The sequence below is a fragment of the Saccharopolyspora sp. NPDC003752 genome (assembly GCF_053605825.1).
On the sequence record NZ_JBSGJZ010000007.1, the window covers coordinates 194,974 to 217,470 of the forward strand.

Here is a 22,497-nt window from a genome sequence, read left to right on the forward strand (position 1 = left end):
ACCCCTCGGGTGGTCGAACGCCACTCCGAACCGTGGTCATCGGCCGATGGTCGACACCCGCCCGCCCCGGCACGCTCGATGCATCGACGCCAGTGAGGAGCGTGCACCAGTGACCGCCATCGAACACCGCAACGATCTCCGCCTGTTCGTGCGGACGGCGTTGCAGAGCCCGGCGCGCGTGGGTGCGCTGACCCCGACGGGGCGTGCGGTGTCCGCGCTCACCGCATCCGTCGCGCCGGACCGCCCGGATGCGACGGTCGTCGAACTCGGGCCGGGCACCGGCTCCATCACCGACGCGATCACGGCCAGGATGGCGGGTTCTGGACGCCAGTTCGCGGTGGAGCTCGATCCCGGCCTGGCCGCGCATCTGCGGAGAACCCGGCATGGCGTGCGCGTGCTGCAGGCCGATGCGCTGGCGCTGGACGAGGTGCTCGCCGGCGCCGGGATCCGGCCGGGCAGCGTAGATGCGGTCGTCAGCTCGTTGCCGTGGACGCTGCTTGCGCCGGAGGATCGCGCGGCGCTGCTCCGCTCGGTGGCCGGCGCGCTGCGTCCGGATGGGACGTTCAGCGCGATCGGGTACCTGACCGCGTTGCCGCACAAGGCGCGCTCATTCCGGCGGCAGCTGGAGGCCACGTTCCGGGAGACGCGAACGTCCTCTGTGGTCTGGTCGAACCTGCCGCCGGCGAGGGTCTACCGCTGCCGGGGTCCCGTTGTTTGACCTCGTGCACTCGGTGCTCGCCGGGGTGCCGCCGATCCTGTTGCTGACCGGGGCCTGCCTCGTGCTGATCGTCGAGGCGGGCTTCCTCGTCGGCCTGGTGCTGCCCGGTACGAGCGTGCTGTTCGCGGCCGGGCTGTGCGCCCGTCACGGCATCGTGCCGCTCGGGCCGACGATGCTCGTCGTGGCCACCGGCGCGGTTCTCGGCGCGCAGCTCGGCTATCTGCGTGGCCGCCAAAGCGGTGTTCCGCCCAGGATGCCGGTGCCGATCCTGGTGCGCCGTCTGGGCCTCGCGGCTGTGGCGGGTGGGCAGTGGTTGTCCGGCGCGCGAGTGCTGACGCCGCGGCTGGCGGCGTCGACGGGCATGCCGTACCGGCGGTTCGCCGTGGCGAGCATCCCGTCGACGACGCTGTGGGCGAGCTGTCTCGCCGGCACCGGGTACGCCGCCGGCCTGCACGTCGCGCGGCTGCTCAACTCCGCACTTTCCGGCGTGGGCGTCTTGTTCGCACTATCGATCGCGATCGTGGCGTGGCGGGCGACCCTGCGGGCACGCTCGTGAGCGGCGCTAGTCCGAGGTCCAGAGGACGTCGAGCGGGTGGCGGCCGGTGGGAATCGCCGAGGTTCCCGGCGGCCGGGGCGCGGGATGCCCCAGCGCGATGCCGGTGCGCACCTGCCAGGGCGGCGAGCACCCGGCGATGGCGGTGACGCGTTCGGCGTTCTCCGCGGGGAAGAACGTGACCGGGCACGACCCCAGCCCGAGCAGGTGCGCGGCGAGCATGAGGTTCTGCGCGACCCGGCCGCCGTCGAACTCCGAGTCGGCCCAGCCGTGATCGAGCGCCAGCAGCACGACGACGGGCGCGGACCGCAGGTGCACCGCGTAGGCGCCGCAGCGACTCAGCTCGTCCCGCGTCGCGGCGTCGCGGACGGTGTGGAACCGCCAGGGCTGCCTGTTGCGCGCCGAACCGGTCCACCGCGCCGCGTCCAGGATCCGGCGCAGATCCGCGTCGTCGACTTCCTCGTCGGTGAACCACCGGGTGGCTCGCAGCGACGCCAGGTTGCGGAGCGGATCAGCCCCGTGTGCGCTTTGTGCTGTCATAGCGACCAAAACCACTCACGAGCCGTCGACGGCGCTCGCCGCCTGGGCGGACAGGCGCCGGGCCATTCCCGGGTATTCGACGACGAAGCCGTCCGCATCGAATTCCAGGTCGCTGTTGTAGTCGCCCGCCGCGTAGCGGACGCGGGCGGCGTCTCCGGTTCTCCCGAGGTGGGTGTAGATCTGCCGCGAGGGTCGCACGGCCAGGTCGGGCACCGAAACCCAGGCCATCAAGAACGACTGCTCGCCCGACATCAGGTGCAGCTCGTGGCGCAGCGTCGGCATGGTGTTGGTAAGCGGGCAAAGCCCCAGGTCGCAGTCGAGCGCACCATCGACGTCCGGCAGCGGCTCACCGTTGGCGGTCCACCGCCCGGCACCGTCGTGCCGGAGGTCGAGCTCGCGCGCCCACAGCGCGGTCTCGGCGCCGACCCGCAGTCGGCGAGTCACGTAGTCATCGCCGGTTTCGAGCTCGTACGTGATCCAGTACGGCTCCGGAACGGTCCCGACAGCCCGCCCCCTGGCCCGGAAGCTCCTGCCGACGACCTCGACCCACGATGTCTCGTACCCACCGCTCTCGGTCACGTCCCAGGTGAAAACGCGCGAATCGACCATGCTCGCACCCTAGCGGCGGCGCTTGGTCCGCAGGTAGTCGCCGACGACCGCCGCTCCGAGGCCGTCCGCGGTGGGCGACAGGACCCGGCCGCCGCCGCGGCGGGCGACGATGTCCACGAACGCCTTCAGGCGCGGGTTCTCGCCGAGCATGAAGACGCTCAGCGTGGTCCCCAACCGGTGCAATGCGTCCACTTCGGACAGCGTCACGCCGAGGGTGTGCGGCGTCGGCGGGTACTGGAACACCGCTTCGCCGTCGGGTTCGAGGTGCGCGGTCGGTTCGCCGTCGGTCACGACGAGCACCACGGGCTGGGCGTCCGGGTGGCGGCGCAGGTGGCGCCCCGCGAGCAGCAGGGCGTGGTGCAGGTTCGTGCCCTGCTCCCAAACCCCTTCCAGCGCGGCGAGCTCACCCACATCCACAGTGGACGCGTAGCGGCCGAAGGTGACCAGCTGCAGCGCGTCCGACCGGAACCGGGTCGCGACCAGGTGGTGCAGCGCGAGCGCGGTGCGCTTCATCGGCACCCAGCGGCCGTCCTGCACCATCGACCACGACGTGTCCACGCACAGCACCACAGCCGCGCGCGAGCGCTGCTCGGTCTCCGCCACCTCCAGGTCCGAGATGTCCAGCAGCGCCGAGTCGGGGCCCTCCCCCGCGCGCCGCAGCACCGCGTTGCGCACCGTGCGCACGGCGTCCCACGGCTCCGCGTCGCCGTAGCTCCACGGCCGCGTGGTGCCGGTCAGCTCCCCCGCCGCGCCCGCGCGATCGGTGTCGCGCTCGCCGCGTCGCGACCGCAGCTGCGAGATCACCGACCGCAGCGCGGTCTCCCCGAGCCGCCGCATCGCTCGCGGCGACAGCCGGAGGCTGCCATCGGGTGCGCGCTGCAACAGGCCCTGCTGCCGCAACTGCTGCTCGATCTCCGAAAGCCGCTGCGCATCGACGACCGCCTGCGGGCCGAGCTGCCGTGCCAGCGCCTCCAGGTCGATGTCCTCCAGGCTCGCGCCCGGATACGCCTGCCCCAGCTGCTCCGCCAGCCGGTCCAGCTCGCCGAGCTCGGCCATCGCCGCGGTCGCCTCGGCCAGGCCCATCGGCTGGTCGCCGCGGAACCGCGCCTGGCCCGTCCAGTCCTCGCCCGGCCGCAGCCCCTGCAGCTGCTGATCGAGCCGCTGCAACGCCTGCGCGATCCGCGGATCGCCGAATGCCTGCTGCGACAACGACATCAGCTCGGCGCGCTGCTGCTCGCTCATGGAGTTCAGCAGCCGCTGCGCGGCGGCCGAGCGCGCCGCCAGCGCGTCGATGAGCTCGTCGACGTCGCGCGGGTTCTCCGGGAAGAACTCGCCGTGCTGGGCCATGAACTGCTCGAACTTCTGCTGGACGTCGGCGTCGCCGCGGGCGTGCGCGGCCAGCAGCGCCGACAGGTCGTCGAGCATCTGCCGCACCCGTTCGACGTCCTCGGGCGTGACGTGCTCCATCGCCTGCTTCATGCCCTGGAAGCGCTGTTCGAGGAACTCGGTGCCCAGCATCTGCCGGATCTCCTCGAACGCCTCCCGCGCGTCCGGCGAACGCCAGTCGTAGTTCGCCAGCTCGGCGACCTGACCGGCGACGTCCGGCGGCAGCGCGTCGAGCTGCAGCTCGCGGAACCGCGCGTCCTCACTCGTGTCGACCGCGAGCGCCAGCCGCTCCTGCTGCAGCGCGCGGTCCAGCAGCCGGCGGACCTCGGAGAGCGTCCCGTCCAGCCGGTGCCGCCGCTGCAGCTCGCTGCGCCGCTGCCACAGCCGCCGGGTGAGCTCGTCGAGCCCGGCGGTGTCGCGGGTTCCGGTGCGCAGCATCTCCTCCAGCGCGGAGCGCGGCGACGCGCCTTCCATGACGTCGCGGCCGATCTGGTCCAGCGCGGCGCGCAGGTCCACCGGCGGGGCCAGGGGGTCCGTCCCGCCGTGCCACGCGTCGTACCGGAACCGGCGGCTCATCAGCTGTACACCGACCGGTCGTCCTCGGCGTCCTTGCCGAGCCGCTTCGCCAGGTACAGCGACTCCAGCGCGAGCTCGACGGCGCTGGCGATCCGCCCCGGCGGGTCCCCGGCCCGCACGCCGAGCCGCTCCGCGACCTGGTGCAGCACCGGCAGCTCCGGCAGCGCCGTGAGCACGTCGTGCCCGGCGATGCGCTCGCCGGTGGCCACCGGGTGGCCGTCGACGACGGCCTGGGCCAGCGACTGCAGGTCCAGCCCGGCGAACAGGCCGCGGGCGGTGTCGGCGACCGAGCGGCGCAGCAGGTAGCCGAGCAGCTCGTCCTCGCGGCCCTCCTCGCCGGCCTCGAACTCGATCTTGCCGCGCAGCACGGCGGGCACCGCCGCCAGGTCGACCGGCCGCGCGACCGCCGGGTGCTCGCCGGTCACCGCGGAGCGGTGCAGCGCGGCGGCTGAGACCGTCTCGGCGGCGGCGATGGCGAACCGGGCCGACACGCCGGAGCGCTGGTCGACGGCGCTGGACTCGCGCAGGTGGCCGACGAAGCGCGCGAGCACCTCCAGCAGGTGGTCGCCGACCTCCGCGGGCAGGTCCGCCTCCTGGCGCACCAGCGAGATCTCGTCGTCGACGTCCAGCGGGTAGTGGGTGCGGATCTCCGCGCCGAAGCGGTCCTTCAGCGGCGTGATGATCCGGCCCCGGTTGGTGTAGTCCTCCGGGTTGGCGGTGGCGACCAGCAGCACGTCCAGCGGCAACCGCAGGCTGTAGCCGCGGATCTGGATGTCCCGCTCCTCCATCACGTTCAGCAGCGCCACCTGGATCCGCTCGGCCAGGTCGGGCAGCTCGTTGACGGTGACGATGCCGCGGTGCGCGCGGGGCACCAGTCCGAAGTGGATCGTCTCCGGGTCGCCCAGCGAGCGCCCCTCGGCGACCTTCACCGGGTCCACGTCGCCGACCAGGTCGCCGACCGAGGTGTCCGGGGTCGCCAGCTTCTCCACGTACCGCTCGCTGCGGTGCCGCCAGGCCACCGGCAGGTCGTCGCCGAGTTCGGCGGCGCGGCGGCGGGAGGCCGGGGTGATCGGCTGCAGCGGGTGCTCGCCGAGCTCCGAACCCTCGATGACCGGCGTCCACTCGTCCAGCAGTTCGGTGAGGCTGCGCAGCAGCCGCGTCTTGCCCTGCCCGCGCTCCCCGAGCAGCACCACGTCGTGCCCGGCGATCAGGGCGCGCTCCAGCTGCGGCAGCACGGTCTGGTCGAAACCGACGATGCCGGGCCACAGCGAGCGGCCGGAGCGCAGTGCGGTCAGCAGGTTGGCGCGCAGCTCCGCCTTGACGCTGCGCGGCGCGTGGCCGCTGGACCGCAGCTCCCCCGCCGTGCGGGGCAGCCCTTCGGGTGAAGTCGGGGTCGTCACCCCCTCGACGCTACCGGCACGCACCGACGCGCGCTGCCATAGCAGAAAGGATTTCGCATGCGGTCTGGCGAGAGTAGAAAAACCAGGTAACCCGCGACGGCACGCGCAGGAGGATCAAGTGGCCCTGGAGATCGAGGTGGACCCCGCCGAGGCAGGGTTCGACGCCGCCCGGCTGAACCGAATCGACCAGCACTTCGCCAAGTACGTCGAGGCCGGCAAGCTGCCCGGCTGGCTGGCGCTGGTGTCCCGGCAGGGCAAGATCGCGCACCTGTCGACGCACGGCATGCGCGACGTCGCCGCCGGCACCCCGGTGCAGACCGACACCCTGTTCCGGATCTACTCCATGACCAAACCGGTCACCTCGGTGGCGATCATGATGCTGCACGAGGAGGGTGCGTTCGAGCTCACCGACCCCGTCAGCGACTTCATCCCGTCCTTCGCCGAGCTGCGCGTCTACAGCGGCGGCACGGCCCGCGCCCCGCAGACCCGCCCGGCGGGCGAGGACATGCGGATCTGGCACCTGCTGACCCACACCGCCGGCCTCACCTACGCCTTCCACTACCTGAACCCGGTCGACGAGCTCTACCGCCGCGCCGGCTTCGAGTACGGCATGGCCGACGACCTCGACCTGGCGGGCTGCTGCGACGAGTGGGCGAGCATGCCGCTGCTGTTCGACCCCGGCACGGCCTGGAACTACTCGGTGGCCACCGACGTGCTGGGCCGGATCGTGGAGGTGGCGTCCGGGCAGACGCTGGACGAGTTCTTCCGCACCCGCATCTTCGAGCCGCTGGGCATGACCGACACCGGCTTCGCGGTGGACCGCGCCGACGCCGACCGGCTCGCCACCCTCTACGTCGCCGACCCGCAGGGCAAGGCCCGCCCGCACCCGAAGCAGGCGGAGCTGGGCGCGGCGGCGTTCGAGCTGCCCAAGGCCCTCTCCGGCGGCGGCGGGCTGTTCTCCTCGGCGCACGACTACCACCGGTTCACGCAGATGCTGCTGCGCGAGGGCGAACTCGACGGGGTCCGCCTGCTCGGCAGCCGCACGGTGCAGTACATGACCCGCAACCACCTGCCCGGCGGCGCGGACCTGGAAACCCTGGCGCTCGGCGCGTTCTCGGAGGTGGCCAACGCGGGCAAGGGCTTCGGGCTGGGCTTCGCGGTGATCGACGACCCGATGGCGGCGAAGGTGATCAGCTCCCCGGGCGAGTTCTCCTGGGGCGGCCTGGCCAGCACCGCGTTCTGGGTGGACCCGGCGGAGGACCTGACGGTGCTGTTCCTGACCCAGCTGATGCCGTCGAGCACCCACCCCATCCGCTCCCAACTGCACCAACTCGTCTACCAAGCCCTGGTGGACTAAGGGATCCGGCCCGGTGGGTCCGCAATTTCAATGGAAATCGGACCTTCGATTTCAATGAGCCCTTTTCATCCTGGTCTGCGGCGTCAGGCCAGGTCCCGAGTGTGCAGGGGTCGTGAGTGCCCATGGTCGTCATAGCAGCCATAGCCACTCACGACCCAGGACACAGGCCATCCGCGTAGAGGATGAAAAAGGTCAATGAAACTGCGGATCACCGGGTCAGGCGTGTTGCTTCCGGCGGTGGTGGAGGTTCGCCAGGGCCGTCACCGCGAAGGCGCACGCGCACGCCACCAGCATCGCCAGGGCCATGCCGAGCTTGTTCGTCGCGATGAACGGCGGCACGAACGCCGGCAGGTAGGCCGTCGCTTCCGAGCCCGTCCACCCCACGAGCGCGCCACCCGCCGCCGCGCTCAGCAACGCGCCCGCGAAGACCCGCTTGTCGGCGAACAGGAACGGGTACGCCGCCTCCACGAAGGTGCCGAAGCCGAAGTTGACCGCCGCGCCCGAGGCCGCCAGCGCGCGCTCGCCGCTGCTGCGCGGCAGCACCACGTTCGCCAGCGTGATCCCGAGGCTGACCATCACCAGGCCCACCATGTCGATGGCGCCGAAGAAGCTGTGCCCCTTCTCCCCCATTTCGACCAGCACGAGCGGCAGGATCACCGCGTGGTAGACGCCGCCGATGATCGCCGGCCACATCACCAGTCCGGCCACCGCACCGGCCAGCAGCGGGTTGAACTCCACCAGCGCCTCGATGCCGGCCTTGACACCGTCGCCGATCGCGCTGGTCAGCGGCGCGAGCGCGAAGTGGACGACGAGCCCGCCGAGCAACCCGGCGAGACCGCCGGTGACGATGTTCGCCGTCGTCGCCGGGAACCGGCGCGCCAGCGTCCAGGTGAGCAGGTACGACGCCAGCACGCCGGCGAGCACGCCGCCCACCAGGCCACCGAGGATGCCGCCCTGCGCCGACAGGATGCCGGCCACCGCACCGGCGACCAGTCCGACCTCGCCGAGCCCGGAGACGCGGCGGGCGGCGACGGCCGCCACGACGATCGGCAGCCCTTCCATGAGCGCGTCGAAGACCGGCGACAGGAAGTCGAGACCGGGGATCTTGCTGATCGCCAGCACCAGGGCCATAGCGATGAACGCCGGGATGCTGCCGACCATGATCCCGCGGATGCTGATCCGCCGCCACGGGCCACCTTCGGCCACAGTGGACGGTCCGCTGCCGATGACCGGCCGGTACTTCAGGCCCCAGCGGCGGGCGAGCCCGGACACGTAGGACACCGCTCGGGTGGCGCTGGTCGTGCCGGTGGTGCCGGATCCGGCGACCAGGTCGACCCCGAGGGCCTGCGCGGTGGCCAGCGAGCTGCCGCCGGTCCCGCTGGCCGGGGCGCGGACCTCCGCCGCCGCGGCGACCGCCTGGCCGTTGGCACCCGACGGGTCCGCGCTGACCAGGATCAAGCCGTCGATCTCACCGGAGCGCAGCGATTGCGCCAGGCGCTCGTCGTGCTCCGCCGCCGCCTCGTTGACCTCGGCCAGCGAGCCCTGCAAGGCCGGTGCGGGCCCATCGGTTTCCAGCGTCCACAGGGTCGCCGCGGTGTCGCCCGAGGCGTGGTCCATCGACGACTGCGCGGCGACGAACTGCACCGCGGCCAGCTCGATGCCCGCGGCGTCCAGCTGCCGCGCGATGTCGGCCAGCAGCCGGGCCGGGTCGTCGCCGCCGTGGCTGTGCAGGTTTCCGCCGCTGCTGCCGATGATCGCGACGCGTTTCGGGCCGTCTCCGGGCGACTGGGCCATCGAACCTCCGGGTGTAGCGGGAGAAACCGCCGGGCAGCGCCCAGACCGCAGGCATACTAACAACCACTACTCGTCCGATCGGGTTACCAAGAGCGGCCGATCGCCCACATCACCGGCGCCCGGCTAGGGCTTGGCGGCTTGGCGGCGAGCCCGGTGGTTGGCGACGTTGAGGCGGTTGCCGCACAGCTCGGGCATGCAGTAGCGGCGGCGGCCCGCCCGGCTGGTGTCGACGAAAACCCCGTTGCACACCGGCGAAGCGCAGTCCCGGAACCGGTCGTGCCCCAGCGCGCGCAGAGCGCCGAGCAGCCCGGTTCCCACGAAGACCGCCAGCTCGTCGGCCAGCGATGCGTGCGGCGCGGTCGCGACGTGCCACTGCCACCGGCCGCCGTCGTCGCGGTGCAGCGACGGGCCGGCGACGGCACGCGCGACCAGCGCCGACGCGCCTTCGACGAGCCGGTCTTCGTCGGCTTCGATGACGGCCCGGACCTCCTGGCGGAGCGCGCGCACCTGATCGAGGTCGGCGGCACTCGGCCCGCCGCCCGCCAGGGCATCGACCCGGATCTCGTGCTCCTCCAGGAAATGCGCCAAGGCCGCGGGGTCGACGAGCACCTCGCCGGCGCTCCGCACCTCGGGCGCGGTGTTGACCAGGTCGGTGGCCACCCCGGCCCCCAATGCGTAATCGTTGAACGTTGCTTTCAACCCTTACCCTCCCCTACGGTAACCGGAGAAACATGAATATACCCCTTAGTCATGGAGGATCGATGCACACGAAGCCCGAGACGTGGCGGCTCACCGAGCGGGTCGAGGTGTCCGGCGGCGAGGTCGCCACCGGCGTCTTCGGCGACGGACCGCCGGTGATCCTGGTCCACGGCACGCCGGCCTGGTCCTACCTGTGGCGCGACGTCGTGCCGGTGCTCGCCCGGCGGCACACCGTCCACGTGTGGGACCTGCTCGGCTTCGGCGATTCCCGCGCGGAACCCGGTGTAGCACCGTCGATCGCCCGCCAGGCCCGGACGCTCGCCGAGCTCGTCGAGCACTGGGGGATCGACGAACCGAGCCTGGTCGGGCACGACATCGGTGGCGGGATCGTGTTGCGGGCGCACCTGGTCGAACGGGTCCCGGCCCGGAGCCTCGCGCTGCTCGACGCCGCCGTGCTCGGCCCGTGGAACACCCCGTTCACCGAGCACATGCAGACCCACGAGGACGCCTACCGCACGATGCCGCCGCACGTCTTCGGCGACATCATCGCCGCGCGCTTCAGCACCGCCGCGCACCGGATGTCCAGCACCGCCGCGGCGGCGTACCTCGCGCCCTGGAGCGGCGAAGCCGGGCAACAGCGCTGGATCGACCAGGTTGCCGCCGTGAGCTTCGAGGACACCCGCGAGGTCGTGGCCCGGCTCGGCGAGATCGCCGCGCCCACCCTGGTGCTGTGGGGCGAGCGGGACGAGTGGCTGGACCCTTCGGTCGGCGATCGCCTGGCCGCGGCGATTCCGGGTGCCCGCCGCGCGACGGTGCCCGATGCCGGGCACTTCATCGCCGAGGACGAGCCGCGGAAAACCGCGGCGGCACTGCTCGACTTCTTCGGCTAGCCACTTTCGGCAGCTCCGGGGTTCTGCATCGGCAATGCGCCCCGAAAGGCCCGCTCGGAAACGACCGGAATCACGTTTTCCGCGACATCACCACAGCAGCGGAACCGCAGGTCAGCAACTCCCTGGAAGGCATCCGAGGCGATTTGTCAAATCGCTTCGCGGCCAGAATCCGCGGCATTTGTCAAATAGCGCGCTGAGCTGGATTTCTGGGCAGCACAACGATTCTTGGGTACCGTTGTCCGGCAGCGGGGAAATCGTGGCATCGCGCTCGGGGGACAACTGTGCCCGCCGACCGGCCTGAACGGAGGACACCCATTACCGCTCCGGCAAGCACCAGAAGAACCGGCATCCCGGCGCGACTGCAGGCGACCTTCCGGCCGCACGGGCCGCTGCCGTCCGCCGGACAGCTCGCCCTGTGGGGCACCGACGACCCGTCCGCGGCGGCGACCGAGCTCGGCTTTCCCCTTGGTGCGCAAGGGGAACTGCCGACCGTGCTGCCGTCCGGACGCGGGGTCGGGGCGGCCGACGTGCCCGCCGCGCTGATCCCGGTCGGCAACGCGCTCGCGCCGCTGGCGGCGCTGCCCAGCCCGGACCGGTGGCCGGGCTGGCACCGCCCCGGCGACTCGCTGATCGCCTGGAGCGTCGCGGCGAAACTGGCCCTGGAGCACGTCGCCGCCGGACACCTCGTGCCCGACGTGCGCGACGACATCGCCTGCTGGCGCCTGGCCAACCCGCACGACGACCGGCTCGCCGCGCTCGCCGAGGCCCTGCCCCCGGCCGCGCACGCGCTGCGCCGCGGCGACGCGCTCTGGACCGCGGCGGAACTCCTCGCCGCCTTCGGCGACGCCGTCGCGGACGCCTGCGCGCGGAGCACCGCGATCGCCGGGAACGGCTCCTGGGGAGGCAGGTGGATCACCGCGCTGACCGGCCCGGATCCGGCGGTGCGGCTCGACGAGCAGGCCAGGTCCGAGGTCCTGGCCTGGGCCCGGCCGCTTCCGGCGGGCCCGGCCGGTCCGCTCGGCGGCCGGCTCCGCCTGCGCCTGGAGGTGCCCGCCGACGACGGCGCGCCGTGGGCGCTGAGCCTCCACCTCCAAGCCGCCGACCGGACGGTGTCGGTGCCGGCCGCGCGGGCCTGGTCGGCGGGTTCTGCGACGCTCCGGCTACCGGGCGGTTCCATCGGCTCGCCGCAGGATTCGCTGGTGCGCGGGCTGGCCGAGGCGGCCCGGATCTTCCGGCCGCTGGACGCGGCGCTGTCCGAGCAGCGCCCGACCGAAGCCCTGCTGGACGTCGCGCAGGCGGCGGAGTTCCTGGCCACCGGCGAGGCCGAGCTGACCGCCGCGGGCATCGCCGTCGACGTGCCGACCGATCTCACCGGGGTGCGCCGCCTCCGGGCGCGCCTCCACTCCCCGGATTCGGCGCGGTTCCGCTGGGAGGCCGCCATCGGCGACCAGGCGCTGACGGCGGACGAGCTCGACGAGCTGATCGCGGCGGGCCACCCGCTGGTGCGCTGGCGCGGCCGCTGGGTGAGCGTCGACGTGCACGAGGCGAAGAACGTCCGCGCCGTGCTTGGGAAAACGCACACGCTGTCGGAGTCCGAAGCGCTGGCGGCGGTTCTGGAGGGGCGCCGGGCCACCGAGCTCGGCGAGGTCGAGGTGTCCGCCGGCGGGCGGCTGCGGACGCTGGTCGAGCGGCTCGGCGAGCCGTCCCTGCAACCACGGCTGATCGGCATCGACGCGACGCTGCGCGGCTACCAGCAGCGCGGCGCGGCCTGGCTGCAGAGCATGGCCGAGCTGGGATTCGGCGCGGTGCTCGCCGACGACATGGGGCTCGGCAAGACGCTGCAGACCATCACGCTGCTGGCCGCCCGCGCCGGTACGCGGCCGCAGCTGGTGGTGTGCCCGACGTCGGTGGTGGACAACTGGCAGCGCGAACTCAACCGCTTCGCGCCGAAGCTGCCGGTCGTGCGCCACCACGGCCCGCGGCGGCCCATCGCTCCCGGGGCGTTCACCCCCGGCTCCGTCGTGATCACCACCTATCCCCTGCTGCGCACCGACGCCGCACTCCTGTCCGAAGTGGACTGGGAGGTCGTGGTGCTGGACGAGGCGCAGCAGATCAAGAACCACGCCGGGCAGACCGCGCAAGCGGCCCGTCGGCTGCGCGCGGGCGCCCGGGTGGCGCTGACCGGCACGCCGGTGGAGAACCGGCTCGCCGAGCTGTGGTCGATCATGCACTTCGCGAATCCCGGCCTGCTGGGCGGTTTTGCCCGCTTCAAGGAGCGGTTCGCGGTGCCGGTCGAGCGCTGGCGGGACGCCGACGCCGCGCGGCGGCTGCGTTCGGTCGTCGCGCCCTTCCTGCTGCGCCGCCTCAAGACCGAGGTCGCGACCGACCTGCCGCCGAAGGTCGAGTCGGTGGTCACCTGCACGCTGACCGACGAGCAGGCCGCGCTGTACCGGAGGACGGTGCGGGAAACCTTCGACGACGGCTTGGGCGCTGGCATCGGGCGGCGCGGGCGCATCCTCAAGCTGCTGACGGCGCTCAAGCAGATCTGCAACCACCCCGCGCACTTCCTCGGCGAGACCGGGCCGCTCCCGGGCCGCTCCGGGAAGCTCACCCGCGCCACCGAGATGCTGGCCGAGGTGGTGGCGGCCGACGACCGCGCGCTGGTGTTCACCCAGTACCGGGCGATGGGCGAGCTGCTAGCCGAGCACCTGGCCGCCGAGCTGGGCCTGCCCGCGGTGCCGTTCCTGCACGGCGGCGTGTCGACGGCGCGGCGGCAGGCGATGGTGGACGCCTTCCAGCACGACGACACCGCCCCGCCGCTGCTGATCATCAGCCTGAAGGCGGGCGGCACCGGCCTGAACCTGACCCGCGCGACGCACGTCGTGCACTACGACCGCTGGTGGAATCCGGCGGTGGAGGACCAGGCGACCGACCGCGCGCACCGGATCGGCCAGTCCCGCCGCGTGCACGTCCACAAGCTGGTCGCGCACGGGACGCTCGAAGAGCGGATCGCCGACCTGCTGGAGCAGAAGCGCGCCCTGGCCGACGCGGTGATCGGCAGCGGCGAGACGTGGCTGGCCGAACTGACCGACGACGCGCTGCGCGAACTCGTCGAACTGTCCACGGAGGACTAATGAGCGAAAACGGCTTCCCCGTTCATGAAATCCGCGCGCAAGATGCGGAGGACTCATGAGTAGCCCGGTGTCAACCTCAGCCCTCCTCAACCGCACCCCGGGGGACCGTGACGCAAACCAGCCACGAGAAACCGCGCAACGGGAGAGTGGGCTGAACGCAACCACCACTGTGAATCGCGGAGAGGCGGACCAGTCATGAGCGGCAAGAAGCGGACGGAATCCTTCGGCGCGACGTGGTGGGGACGGCGCTGGCGGCGCGCCCTGGAATCGCTCGGCGCCACCTATCCCAATCCGCGCCTGCCGCACGGAAGGTCGCTGGCGCGCCACGGTGCCGTGCAGGACCTGGTCGTCGAGCCGGGCCGGATCCGGGCCCAGGTGCACGGGCGCGGCAGGGCGCACGACATCGTCCTGACGCTTCCGGTTTTCTCCGACACCGATTGGGAAAGGGCCGTCGAGGCGCTCGCCGGTCAGCTGCGGCACGCCGCCGCCCTGCTGCAGGGCGAGCTGCCGGAGGACGTCGACGACACGCTGCGCGAGGTCGATCTGTCCCTGTTCCCGCGAACCGGCGAACTCGGCTCGACATGCACATGCACCAGCAAGAACGAGCCGTGCGGGCACGCCGCGGCGGTGCACTACGTGCTGGCCCCGATGCTGGACGCCGACCCGTTCCTGCTCACCAGGCTGCGCGGCCGCGACCGGGAACCGCTGCTGGCCGCATTGCGCGCGGCGCGCTCCGGCTCGGCCGAACCGGAGCGCCCGACGATCGACCGGCTCGACCCGGAAGCGCTGTTCACCGCGCGCGGCGACCTGGCAGCGATCGCGGTCCACCCGCACCGGCCGGACGGCCGGGTGCCGGAAGTGCTGCGGCAGCTCGGCGAGATCCGGGGCCTCGACCGGGAAAGCTGGCAGCACCTCGTGTCCGCCGGCCAGCACGCCCGCAACCGCGCGTGGACGCTCGCCGAAGGAGCGTGACCAGGTCAGCCGGTGTAGGAGATGAATCCGCCGACGAGGGCGCCGTAGAGGACATGCCCCAGGAGGCTGACCACCGGTGTCACCACCCCGTAGTTGAGCAGGAGGAATCCCGGTGGTTCGAGCAGCGCGGTGCGGGGAGCGCTGGTCAGGCTGGTTCCCATCCGCGGGTGCACCACCGGCAGCAGGAGGTTCACCAGCGCGGTTCCGGCGAACAGGCCGTGGACCAGACCGAACAACGCCCCCAACCACCAACTGCTGGTTCCCAGCGCGACGAACAGCCCGTAGTAGCCCAGGGCGAACAGCTCCCCGAAGAGGAAGTGCGCCAGGTATCCGAGGGCTTTCGCGCGCGAGCGGTTGACCGTGAGGCAGGTGCCGAGCAGGAAGGGGATGTCGATGCGGGTCAGCTTCAACTCGTTCGCCGCGCGCAACGCCGTGGTCAGCACCAGGGTGCCGATGAACCCGCCGGCGAGCGCTCCCCAGATCGTCACCGCGCCACCGCCTGCTCGGTGATCGCACAAGCCGCGCTGATCAACGCCAGATGGGTCAGGCCCTGCGGCATGTTCCCCAGGAACTCCCCCGTGGCCGGGTCGATCTCCTCGCTGTAGAGGCCCACGTCGTTGGCCAGCCCGACCAGCTGGTCCATCAGCTCCGCGGCCTCTTCGAGGTGGCCGCAGCGCGCAACGGCCTCGGCCAGCCAGAACGAGCAGGCCACGAACGCCCCCTCCGTCCCCTGCAGACCATCGTCGCCGCCGTAGCGGTACACGAACGGTCCGCGCGCCAAGTCGCGGCGGATGGCCTCGATCGTGCCGTGCAGCCGGGGCTGCTGCGGACCCGCATAACCGCGCAGCAGGCCGAGCAAGACGCTGACGTCCACCTCCTCGGCGCCGGCGCTGCGCACGTAGCTGCTCCGGTCCTCGCTCAGGCACCGCGTTTCGATGAAGTCCTCGATCGCATCCTGCTCGCGCCGCCACGTGCGTGCGTGCCGGCGGGGAAGCAGCCCTCGTTCGGCCAAGCGCAGCGCGCGGTCGAGGGCGATCCAGCACATCATCTTCGATTGGGTGAAATGCCGGGGCGCGCTGCGGACTTCCCAGATCCCCGCGTCCGCTTGCCGCCAGCTCGCGCACACGAAATCGGGCTCTGTCGCTGATTGCGTGATCAAGGACGCCGTGGGTGGTTACTGGTCGAGTAGGATTCTCTTGCGTAGCAAGGTGAAGCTGGCTTTGCCGTAGGTCTGTCGTTTGAGCATTTTGATCTTGTTGTTGATACCTTCGGTCGGGCCGTTGCTGTAGGGCAGGGTCAGGCCCGCGGTGGTGGCGTCCCAGTCCTTTTCCAGGCCGTTGAGGTAGGAATCGAAGCCGGGCAGCGCGTCGCCACGGGTTGTGGCGGTCCAGGCGGCGAGGTCCTGGCCGCGGCGTCCGGTGAGGATCGCGGCGAATTCGCGCACCCGGGTGGCGAGGGCGGTCATCCCGGGACAGCTGGCGGTCAGATCGTCGAGGTGGCGGCGGGTGGGGTCGGGTAGATCCTCGGGTCTGCTCATGATCCAGCAGACCAGGCGGCGTGGTGAGGGCGTGCGGCGTTGCGGGTCGGCCCGTCCCTGGTTGATGTAGCGCACCGGGAGGTTCGCGCTGCCGGTGTAACCCAGTTCGCGGATCTCGGCCAGGATCCGGGTAACCGGGATGTTCTCGGCCAGGCGCTTCCGGACGTGGTCACGGTGGGCGTCGACCAGGCAGCGACCGTAGCGCGGCGGGCGCAGCAGGTCTTCGACCCGCTCGGCACGGGCGTAGCGTTTGACGGTGTTCAAGGCCCAGCCCAGCCGTCGGGCACATTCCAGCAATCCCACCCCTTGGTTGAGGAGTTCGTGGACGGCGGCGAACCGTTCCCGCGTGCGCTCAGCTAGCGCCGAACCGGCCGCGCGGGGCGTGGTGTTCCAGAACGTGGAGTAGGCCACGACGCTCTTTTCCACTGCTGCAGCCAGGTTGTGCCAGAGGTGCCACCGATCACTGGCCTGGACGGCCTTCGGGGCGCCCTGGCGGATGGCCTCGGCATAGGCTGCGGACCCGTCACGGCAGACGACCTCAACACCGGGATGCTCACGCAGCCAGGCGGCCACAGTGCCGGCTTTGCGGTCTGGGAGCACGTCGAGGCGGCGGTGGGTGACCGCGTCGATCAGCAACGTCGCGTACTTGCGGCCCCGCCGGATCGCGAAGTCATCGACACCCAGCACCGTGACCGTCCCGACCTCGGGTTCGGGCAGCGCATGCACCAAGCGCAGCAACGTGCTCCGGCAGACCGCCATCCCCAGCCGAGCCGCTAGACGTGTTCCTGCCCTGCCCGCCAGCGCCAACCCGATGTGCTCTAATACCGCACGGTTGGGGGATGTCTTGCGGGCGTGTTTGGCAGTCAAGCCGTCGACCTGCTCGGCGAACGTCCGAACAGGACAGTCGATTCCATCACAGAAGAACCGGCGTACCTGTAATCGCAACGTCACCGGCTGGCCGGCCACCGAGACATCGGCCAGCCCACGGTCATATCGGCTGTGAACCCGCCGCGACCGGCCACCACACGACGGGCAGACGCCATCTTCGGCCTTCACTCGCGCCCAGACCAGCACGCCCGACCCGGCTCGCTCGACCTGCTCCACCACCCCGGCCAGGTGCGGCAGCAACACGTCCAGCCACTCACGATCACACACCGACCATGATCACAGACTTCCCATCAGGCCCGACGACCAGACCCGCGACGTTGATCACGCAATCAGCGACAGAGCCGATGACCTGACACAACCGCTTCACGCCGTAACGGCGCTGGTGTTCGGCGACGAACTGGAAGCGGTTCACCAGCGCGTCTCCCCGGCGAAATACTTGGCCGCCTTACGCAGGATCTCGCGTTCCTCCTCCAACTCCCGGACCCGCCTGCGCAGCGCGGCATTCTCACTCTCCAGCATGCCGGAAGCCGGTGCGGCCGCAGGCGTTGCCGTGGCCTCGGTAGGCGGGCCAGCGCGATGCCGGTCATCACTCCGGATCCAGTTCCGCAGCGTCTCGGCGTTCACCCCGAGATCCGCGGCCACCGCCGCGATCGTCGTACCAGGGCGAGACCGGTACAACGCAACCGCCTCGGCCTTGAACTCCGGCGGGTAGTGCTTCATCACCATCTGTACAGGACTCCAGTCCACCCGGACCATCAAGATCCAAGTGTGTCAGGTGTCCAACATCCGGGGTGAAGTCCCACCGACAGACTGACCTCGAACGTGGCCTGTCCCACCGATTCCAGGACCAGGTCGACACCGCCGGTCAGGCGGGTGATCTCCTCAGCCAGATCAGGGTGCCGGCTGTCCAGGACTTCGTCAGCGCCGAGCGCTTTGACGGTAGCGTGCTTCGCTGGTGACGCCGTGGCGATCACGCGCGCACCGTAGTGGCGGGCGAGGCGGACGGCGGCCTGCCCCACGCCTCCGCCCGCGGCATGAATGAGTACCACCTCACCTGTTTTGATCTCGCCCAGTGGCTTCAGTGCCGCCAAGGCGGTGGCCCAGTTCAGCACCAGGCCAAGCGCTTCGGCGTCGCTCCAGCCGGAAGGGACGGGGAGTACACCCGTGGCTGGCATGGTCATGTACTGCGCGAAGGCTCCCGGGCCCGCTCCGACGACGTGGGTGCCGAGTTCGAGCGGGTTGTCGACGTCCAGGCCAACACCCACGATCTCGCCGGCGGCCTCGAAGCCCGCCACATAAGGTGCCTGCGGACCTCCCCCGTAAGTTCCATGGGTCTGCATGACGTCAGCGAAGTTGACCCCGGCAGCGCCGACGCGGATCAGGTACTCGCCGGGCCCTGGGGTAGGGCGTCGATGATCCGTCGTAAGGGTCAGATCCTTCGGTCCCCGGTGCGACCGCTGGATCAGTGCTCGTACCGTCTGTTCAGCCGCGCGCTGCTGCTCGTTGATCTCCATGCACCGAACGTAGGAGTCTGACACTTACGTCAAGGTCAAGTGGCGGTCATAGATCATTGCGGCGGGCCTCCTTCAGGTAGGCGTCGAGTGCCGCCTGCTGATCGCTGAGAACGACGATGCGAGCAGCGAGCCGATCGCGATAGCTCTGCACCACCACCACCTGCACCCATCACCCCACCCCCACCACCACCCCCCACCACCACTGCACCCCCACCCTGCACTTCGTGCAGGAACTCCGCGCACACCACGTCGGTGCCAGCATCGGATCCGTCAGTGAGGCGGGGCAGGAGTTCCCTGATCAACCGCACGGGCAGCCCGGACTCCAGCAGCGAGCGGATGACGAGCACTCGGTCGATCGTGGACTGGCAGTAGTCGCGGAACCCATTGCTGAAACGGCCAGGGACGATCAAGCCCTCATCCTCGTAGTGCCGCAACGATCTCGCACTCACGCCGCTGACTTTGGAAGCTTCGCTGATCTTCATACTTGGAGGCAACGTCCACGAGCACCGCGATCTTCCATCACCATCGCTACGACGAGTTGAAGACCTGCTCAGACGTCAACAACCTCATGTCCCGCAACAGCAGCCTTCCTCTACACCGCAGGCTGGATGGCGCTCTCGCTCATCGCTATCTGGGCTGTCCGTCCGGCTATCTCCGGCCCAACATCACGGAACTCTCCGTCCTGACCCGGGTGGGAGTCCGTGTCCTTGGCATCCTGGACGTTGTTTTCGTGAGCGTCCTGGTCGGTTGCTCTAGCGGGTGGCTGTTGCTTCGGGGATTCGGGTTCTGGCGTTGGGCTGAGGCCAACGGCGAGTAGGACCGCGAGCCAGGTCCCTCCTAGCGCATAGCCGGCCACGACGTCGGTGAGCCAGTGGGCGCCAAGGTAGACGCGGGAGAGGCCGACGAACAGCACCACGACCATGACGGCGGCGACCGCCAGGGTGCGGGCACGGGGCGAGCGGCCGCGGGCGAGTACGAATGCCAGCATGCCCCAGGTGGCGATGGCCTGGGTGGCGTGACCGGAAGGGAACGCTGCTCCGGTCACGTGCGTGATCGCCTCAGCCAGCGGCGGACGGGGCCGATCGACGATCGCCTTGAACATCGTGGACAAGCCCATGGCTCCCAGGAATGCAGCCCAGATCTGCACCGTGGCGCGCAGGTCACGGTGTCCTACGAGGAGAACCTCGGTCGCTACCAGCAGAAGCGGCACCAAGATGACGCTCGAGCCCAGCCAGGTCACGACCTGCATTCCCATGTTGATCCAGTCGGCGCGGTGCGAGACCACGAATGCCGCGACGAGCGGATCGAGTCGGGCGGCCTCCTCGCGTTCGAGGACGTCCTGGGCCAGGCCGCCGAAGATCCAGGCACCGACAGCAGCGCCCAGCGCTGCGGTGGTCAAGGCCAGGCCAGAGGGAACGCGCGGATCCATTCTCCTGGCTAGCCAGCGCATCGGCACCGGGAAGTGCCGGTAGAGCCAACGAGCCCAGCGGGTCGTGGCCAGCCGAAGGGCGACGCCGGGCAGATCCCCGTAGCGGCGCAGGCCAGCGCGCAGGACCAGGGACACCACAAGCCCGAAGACCAACAGTGCCAACAGCAACAGGCCGACCGTGCCAGCGAGGTGCGCAGCGTAACGCCAGCTCGCTCCAGCGAAATACCCCAGCAGCGCGGTTTCGATCGCCCAGAGGACGCCGCCGCTGATGTTGTACAGGGCGAAGGTGCGGTACGGCATGCGAGCCATACCGGCCAGCCCAGGGATCACGATCCGCAAGGCCATGGTGAAGCGGCCGAACACCACAGCCTTCCCACCCCGCTCCGCGAGATACCGCTCCCCCCTGTCCAGATGTGCGTGCCGAACGAATCGGCCGAGGGTGCCGTGTAGCAGGCGCCGGCCGTAGCGGGCACCTACGGCGTAGCCGATCGTGTCGCCGACAATGGCCCCGCACGCGGCTGCCAGGACCACCGCGACGAGCCCCACCCGCTGTTGGGACGCCATCACACCGCCCAGCAGCACTGCGATCTCGCCGGGGAAGAGGAACCCGACGAACGCCGAGGACTCCAACATCGGCAGCACGAACACGATCAGCAACAAGGCCCATCCGGGCACACCGAGGATGTGTCGGGCCAATTCATCGATCATCGCGCCTCCAGGTCGAGCCTCGAAGGCGGCTTCCCGCGCGGCACTCTCCCAGCCCTCGGTGCCTTGTCACCACTTCACGATGCACCAGTCCCGCTGAGCAGACGCTGAGAACGGCGCTCAGCCGCACTCAGCAGTTGCTCAGCGCTGTGCGGGCACTGTTGTCGACGTCCGCAACGAACATGGAGGAGATATGACCAGGCGCATCAAGATCCTGACCCTGGCTGCGGCCGGCCTGCTCGCCGGAGGGCTCGGCATCGGCACGGCGGTAGCCTCGGCCAACACCGCGCCCGCGCCGCAGCCGGGAATCAGCTCGGATGCTCCCGAGTCCCCGGGAGACCAGGCCGACGCACCGCAGCCCGGTGAACAACCCGATGGCCAGGAAGCCGAGGACGGCGAACAGCCCGACGGGCAGGAAGCCGAGCAGGCCGATGGCCAGGAACAGCAGGGCAAGGACAACGACTCCGCCGACCGCCAGGAACAGGGCGAGCACCGGGACGACAACGGCAAGCCTGCGGCAACCGCCCCCGGGCACTGAGGACAAGTGGCCCCGGACACCCGCCGACGCTGCCGCCAGCGTCGGCGGGCCGTCGCTCAGCGCGCTCTCAGCAAGTAGCGCGCATCCTGGAGGCGACCGGGGAGGCTGCATGCGAGTGTTGGTGGTGGAAGACGAGCCACGGCTCGCCGAGACCATTCGGCGTGGTCTGGTAGCCGACGGTTTCGTCGTCGACCTCGTCTCCGATGGCCTCGCGGCTGTGTCGAGGGCGTCGGAAGGCGGCTACGACGTCGTCATGCTCGACATCATGCTCCCCGGCTTGAACGGCTACCGGGTACTCGAAGAGCTGCGGCGAGCGAACGTCTGGACCCCGGTGCTCATGCTGACCGCCAAGGACGGCGAGTACGACCAAGCCGACGCGTTCGACCTCGGTGCCGACGACTACCTGACCAAACCGTTCTCGTTCGTCGTCCTGCTGGCGAGGTTGCGCGCCTTGGTTCGCCGGGGCGCCCCGGAACGCCCGGTGACGCTGACGGCCGGGGATCTGAGCCTGGACCCGGGCCGGCGAGTCGTGCGCCGGGCCGGCTCAGATCTCCGGCTGACCCCGCGGGAGTTCAGCCTGCTGGAATACCTGATGCGCCACTGCGGAGAAGTGGTGAGCAAAGCGGAGATCCTACGTGACGTATGGGATCCGCACTACGACGGCGACGACAACGTCGTCGAGGTCTACATCCGCTACCTCCGCAACAAGATCGACAAACCGTTCGGGCGGGACAGCATCGAGACGATCCGCGGTGTCGGATACCGGTTGCTCGCCGACGGCGGCCGTGCGAGTTGAAGCCGATGCGCGTGCGACCTTTCCGCTGGCTGGCCGATCTGCTCGGCAGGGCGACCACGCGACGCGCTCGGCCCAAGGCCGAACGGCTGCAGCCGAGGCAGATGGGAGTGCGTTGGCGGTCCGTGGTCGTGGCCGTGGCCACCACCGGCATCGCGCTGGCCATCGGCGGGCTCGTTCTGGTGCTGCAGCTACGCCAGCAGGCCACCGACACCGTCGCGCAGGCCGCCCTGCAACGTGCCCAGCAGGTCGCCGCCCAACTCGCCAGCGAAGGCGTTCACAACGACGAGAGCTGGCCCGACTCGGTAGGCGGCGACGGAGTAGCACGGATCATCGATGCGAACGGGCGGACCGTGGCAGCCAGCCGGGGATCCGAGGACCTCGCCCTACCGCCGCTGCGGCTTGCCGCGGGACAAGTTGCCCAGCTCCGCGTCGAACCGCAGGGCGACGACGACCCGTGGTGGG

General features: G+C 70.7%; 21 protein-coding genes and 1 pseudogene. 8 read left to right on the forward strand and 14 right to left on the reverse strand.

The genetic code is table 11. From position 1 onward, the window contains the following. The first annotated feature begins 109 nt into the window (after positions 1 to 109). On the forward strand, positions 110 to 718 hold the full coding sequence (locus ACWEV3_RS12090) for a class I SAM-dependent methyltransferase (RefSeq protein WP_452613870.1): 609 nt from the start codon (positions 110 to 112) through the stop codon (positions 716 to 718). After that, on the forward strand, positions 711 to 1,274 hold the full coding sequence (locus ACWEV3_RS12095) for a DedA family protein (RefSeq protein WP_452613871.1): 564 nt from the start codon (positions 711 to 713) through the stop codon (positions 1,272 to 1,274). Before ACWEV3_RS12090 ends, ACWEV3_RS12095 begins: the two co-directional genes overlap by 8 nt. Before the next feature lie 6 nt (positions 1,275 to 1,280). On the opposite strand, the gene ACWEV3_RS12100 is transcribed toward ACWEV3_RS12095, so the two are convergent. The 4 genes from ACWEV3_RS12100 to ACWEV3_RS12115 are packed head-to-tail and all read right to left on the reverse strand — an operon-like array spanning position 1,281 to position 5,782. Beyond that, a complete protein-coding gene (locus ACWEV3_RS12100; protein WP_452613872.1) occupies positions 1,281 to 1,811 on the reverse strand; it encodes a nitroreductase family protein in 531 nt (176 codons plus the stop codon). Between the two features lie 15 nt (positions 1,812 to 1,826). After that, positions 1,827 to 2,420, reverse strand: a complete 594-nt coding sequence (locus ACWEV3_RS12105) for a putative glycolipid-binding domain-containing protein (RefSeq protein ID WP_452613873.1) — start codon at positions 2,418 to 2,420, stop codon at positions 1,827 to 1,829. A gap of 9 nt (positions 2,421 to 2,429) precedes the next feature. Continuing rightward, a complete protein-coding gene (locus ACWEV3_RS12110) occupies positions 2,430 to 4,382 on the reverse strand; it encodes a VWA domain-containing protein (protein ID WP_452613874.1) in 1,953 nt (650 codons plus the stop codon). Next, complete coding sequence (locus ACWEV3_RS12115; protein ID WP_452613875.1) at positions 4,382 to 5,782, reverse strand: ATP-binding protein; 1,401 nt, start codon at positions 5,780 to 5,782, stop codon at positions 4,382 to 4,384. Before ACWEV3_RS12115 ends, ACWEV3_RS12110 begins: the two co-directional genes overlap by 1 nt. 118 nt (positions 5,783 to 5,900) lie before the next feature. On the opposite strand from ACWEV3_RS12115, the gene ACWEV3_RS12120 reads away from it, so the two are divergent. After that, positions 5,901 to 7,139 carry a serine hydrolase domain-containing protein gene (locus tag ACWEV3_RS12120; protein ID WP_452613876.1) on the forward strand — a complete coding sequence of 413 codons (1,239 nt, stop codon included), beginning with the start codon at positions 5,901 to 5,903 and terminating at the stop codon, positions 7,137 to 7,139. A 216-nt stretch (positions 7,140 to 7,355) separates the two neighbouring features. Here the strand turns inward: ACWEV3_RS12120 and ACWEV3_RS12125 are convergent, their stop codons facing one another. Together ACWEV3_RS12125 and ACWEV3_RS12130 are read right to left on the reverse strand one after the other, a co-directional pair. Next, positions 7,356 to 8,933: a hypothetical protein gene (locus tag ACWEV3_RS12125; RefSeq protein WP_452613877.1), complete on the reverse strand. Its 1,578-nt coding sequence runs from the start codon at positions 8,931 to 8,933 to the stop codon at positions 7,356 to 7,358. Between the two features lie 123 nt (positions 8,934 to 9,056). Beyond that, positions 9,057 to 9,632: a CGNR zinc finger domain-containing protein gene (locus ACWEV3_RS12130; protein ID WP_452613878.1), complete on the reverse strand. Its 576-nt coding sequence runs from the start codon at positions 9,630 to 9,632 to the stop codon at positions 9,057 to 9,059. A gap of 62 nt (positions 9,633 to 9,694) precedes the next feature. On the opposite strand from ACWEV3_RS12130, the gene ACWEV3_RS12135 reads away from it, so the two are divergent. The 3 genes from ACWEV3_RS12135 (at position 9,695) to ACWEV3_RS12145 (ending at position 14,628) form a co-directional block, all read left to right on the forward strand. Beyond that, positions 9,695 to 10,522 (forward strand): alpha/beta fold hydrolase, encoded by an 828-nt coding sequence (locus tag ACWEV3_RS12135; protein WP_452613879.1) that lies wholly within the window; start codon positions 9,695 to 9,697, stop codon positions 10,520 to 10,522. 281 nt (positions 10,523 to 10,803) lie between these two features. Then, on the forward strand, positions 10,804 to 13,656 hold the full coding sequence (locus tag ACWEV3_RS12140) for a DEAD/DEAH box helicase (RefSeq protein ID WP_452613880.1): 2,853 nt from the start codon (positions 10,804 to 10,806) through the stop codon (positions 13,654 to 13,656). Positions 13,657 to 13,851: 195 nt separating this feature from the next. Next, positions 13,852 to 14,628 (forward strand): SWIM zinc finger family protein, encoded by a 777-nt coding sequence (locus tag ACWEV3_RS12145; RefSeq protein WP_452613881.1) that lies wholly within the window; start codon positions 13,852 to 13,854, stop codon positions 14,626 to 14,628. A 5-nt stretch (positions 14,629 to 14,633) separates the two neighbouring features. Here ACWEV3_RS12145 and ACWEV3_RS12150 read toward each other — a convergent pair whose 3' ends face one another. From ACWEV3_RS12150 to ACWEV3_RS12185, 8 genes and pseudogenes are all read right to left on the reverse strand, one after another. Then, on the reverse strand, positions 14,634 to 15,116 hold the full coding sequence (locus ACWEV3_RS12150) for a hypothetical protein (protein WP_452613882.1): 483 nt from the start codon (positions 15,114 to 15,116) through the stop codon (positions 14,634 to 14,636). Beyond that, positions 15,113 to 15,754: a glycoside hydrolase family 15 protein gene (locus ACWEV3_RS12155; RefSeq protein ID WP_452613883.1), complete on the reverse strand. Its 642-nt coding sequence runs from the start codon at positions 15,752 to 15,754 to the stop codon at positions 15,113 to 15,115. The genes ACWEV3_RS12150 and ACWEV3_RS12155 overlap by 4 nt, the downstream gene beginning before the upstream one ends. A 48-nt stretch (positions 15,755 to 15,802) precedes the next feature. Then, complete coding sequence (locus ACWEV3_RS12160; RefSeq protein ID WP_452613884.1) at positions 15,803 to 17,320, reverse strand: ISL3 family transposase; 1,518 nt, start codon at positions 17,318 to 17,320, stop codon at positions 15,803 to 15,805. Next, a complete protein-coding gene (locus ACWEV3_RS12165; RefSeq protein WP_452613885.1) occupies positions 17,313 to 17,465 on the reverse strand; it encodes a hypothetical protein in 153 nt (50 codons plus the stop codon). Before ACWEV3_RS12165 ends, ACWEV3_RS12160 begins: the two co-directional genes overlap by 8 nt. Beyond that, positions 17,462 to 17,809: a transposase gene (locus tag ACWEV3_RS12170; RefSeq protein WP_452613944.1), complete on the reverse strand. Its 348-nt coding sequence runs from the start codon at positions 17,807 to 17,809 to the stop codon at positions 17,462 to 17,464. The genes ACWEV3_RS12165 and ACWEV3_RS12170 overlap by 4 nt, the downstream gene beginning before the upstream one ends. Next, positions 17,809 to 18,567: a zinc-binding dehydrogenase gene (locus ACWEV3_RS12175; RefSeq protein ID WP_452613886.1), complete on the reverse strand. Its 759-nt coding sequence runs from the start codon at positions 18,565 to 18,567 to the stop codon at positions 17,809 to 17,811. The genes ACWEV3_RS12170 and ACWEV3_RS12175 overlap by 1 nt, the downstream gene beginning before the upstream one ends. A gap of 290 nt (positions 18,568 to 18,857) precedes the next feature. Beyond that, positions 18,858 to 19,049, reverse strand: a pseudogene (locus ACWEV3_RS12180) (MerR family transcriptional regulator); the annotation flags it as partial. Between the two features lie 110 nt (positions 19,050 to 19,159). Further along, positions 19,160 to 20,704 (reverse strand): bifunctional DedA family/phosphatase PAP2 family protein, encoded by a 1,545-nt coding sequence (locus ACWEV3_RS12185; RefSeq protein WP_452613887.1) that lies wholly within the window; start codon positions 20,702 to 20,704, stop codon positions 19,160 to 19,162. Positions 20,705 to 20,894: 190 nt separating this feature from the next. Here ACWEV3_RS12185 and ACWEV3_RS12190 point away from each other — a divergent pair, with 190 nt between their 5' ends. Both ACWEV3_RS12190 and ACWEV3_RS12195 read left to right on the forward strand, forming a co-directional pair. Then, the gene (locus ACWEV3_RS12190) at positions 20,895 to 21,239 is read left to right on the forward strand and encodes a hypothetical protein (protein ID WP_452613888.1); all 345 of its coding nucleotides are present in this window, start codon (positions 20,895 to 20,897) and stop codon (positions 21,237 to 21,239) included. A 109-nt stretch (positions 21,240 to 21,348) separates the two neighbouring features. After that, positions 21,349 to 22,035 carry a response regulator transcription factor gene (locus ACWEV3_RS12195; protein WP_452613889.1) on the forward strand — a complete coding sequence of 229 codons (687 nt, stop codon included), beginning with the start codon at positions 21,349 to 21,351 and terminating at the stop codon, positions 22,033 to 22,035. The last annotated feature ends 462 nt before the right edge of the window (positions 22,036 to 22,497 follow it).

What these genes read in the sequence shown, in the direction of transcription:
- ACWEV3_RS12100 (WP_452613872.1), bottom strand. Translation starts at nt 1,811, where the DNA reads ATGACAGCACAAAGCGCACACGGGGCTGATCCGCTCCGCAACCTGGCG.
- ACWEV3_RS12105 (WP_452613873.1), bottom strand. Translation starts at nt 2,420, where the DNA reads ATGGTCGATTCGCGCGTTTTCACCTGGGACGTGACCGAGAGCGGTGGG.
- ACWEV3_RS12110 (WP_452613874.1), bottom strand. Translation starts at nt 4,382, where the DNA reads ATGAGCCGCCGGTTCCGGTACGACGCGTGGCACGGCGGGACGGACCCC.
- ACWEV3_RS12125 (WP_452613877.1), bottom strand. Translation starts at nt 8,933, where the DNA reads ATGGCCCAGTCGCCCGGAGACGGCCCGAAACGCGTCGCGATCATCGGC.
- ACWEV3_RS12135 (WP_452613879.1), top strand. Translation starts at nt 9,695, where the DNA reads ATGCACACGAAGCCCGAGACGTGGCGGCTCACCGAGCGGGTCGAGGTG.
- ACWEV3_RS12145 (WP_452613881.1), top strand. Translation starts at nt 13,852, where the DNA reads ATGAGCGGCAAGAAGCGGACGGAATCCTTCGGCGCGACGTGGTGGGGA.
- ACWEV3_RS12170 (WP_452613944.1), bottom strand. Translation starts at nt 17,809, where the DNA reads ATGGTCCGGGTGGACTGGAGTCCTGTACAGATGGTGATGAAGCACTAC.
- ACWEV3_RS12175 (WP_452613886.1), bottom strand. Translation starts at nt 18,567, where the DNA reads ATGGAGATCAACGAGCAGCAGCGCGCGGCTGAACAGACGGTACGAGCA.
- ACWEV3_RS12185 (WP_452613887.1), bottom strand. Translation starts at nt 20,704, where the DNA reads ATGATCGATGAATTGGCCCGACACATCCTCGGTGTGCCCGGATGGGCC.
- ACWEV3_RS12190 (WP_452613888.1), top strand. Translation starts at nt 20,895, where the DNA reads ATGACCAGGCGCATCAAGATCCTGACCCTGGCTGCGGCCGGCCTGCTC.
- ACWEV3_RS12195 (WP_452613889.1), top strand. Translation starts at nt 21,349, where the DNA reads ATGCGAGTGTTGGTGGTGGAAGACGAGCCACGGCTCGCCGAGACCATT.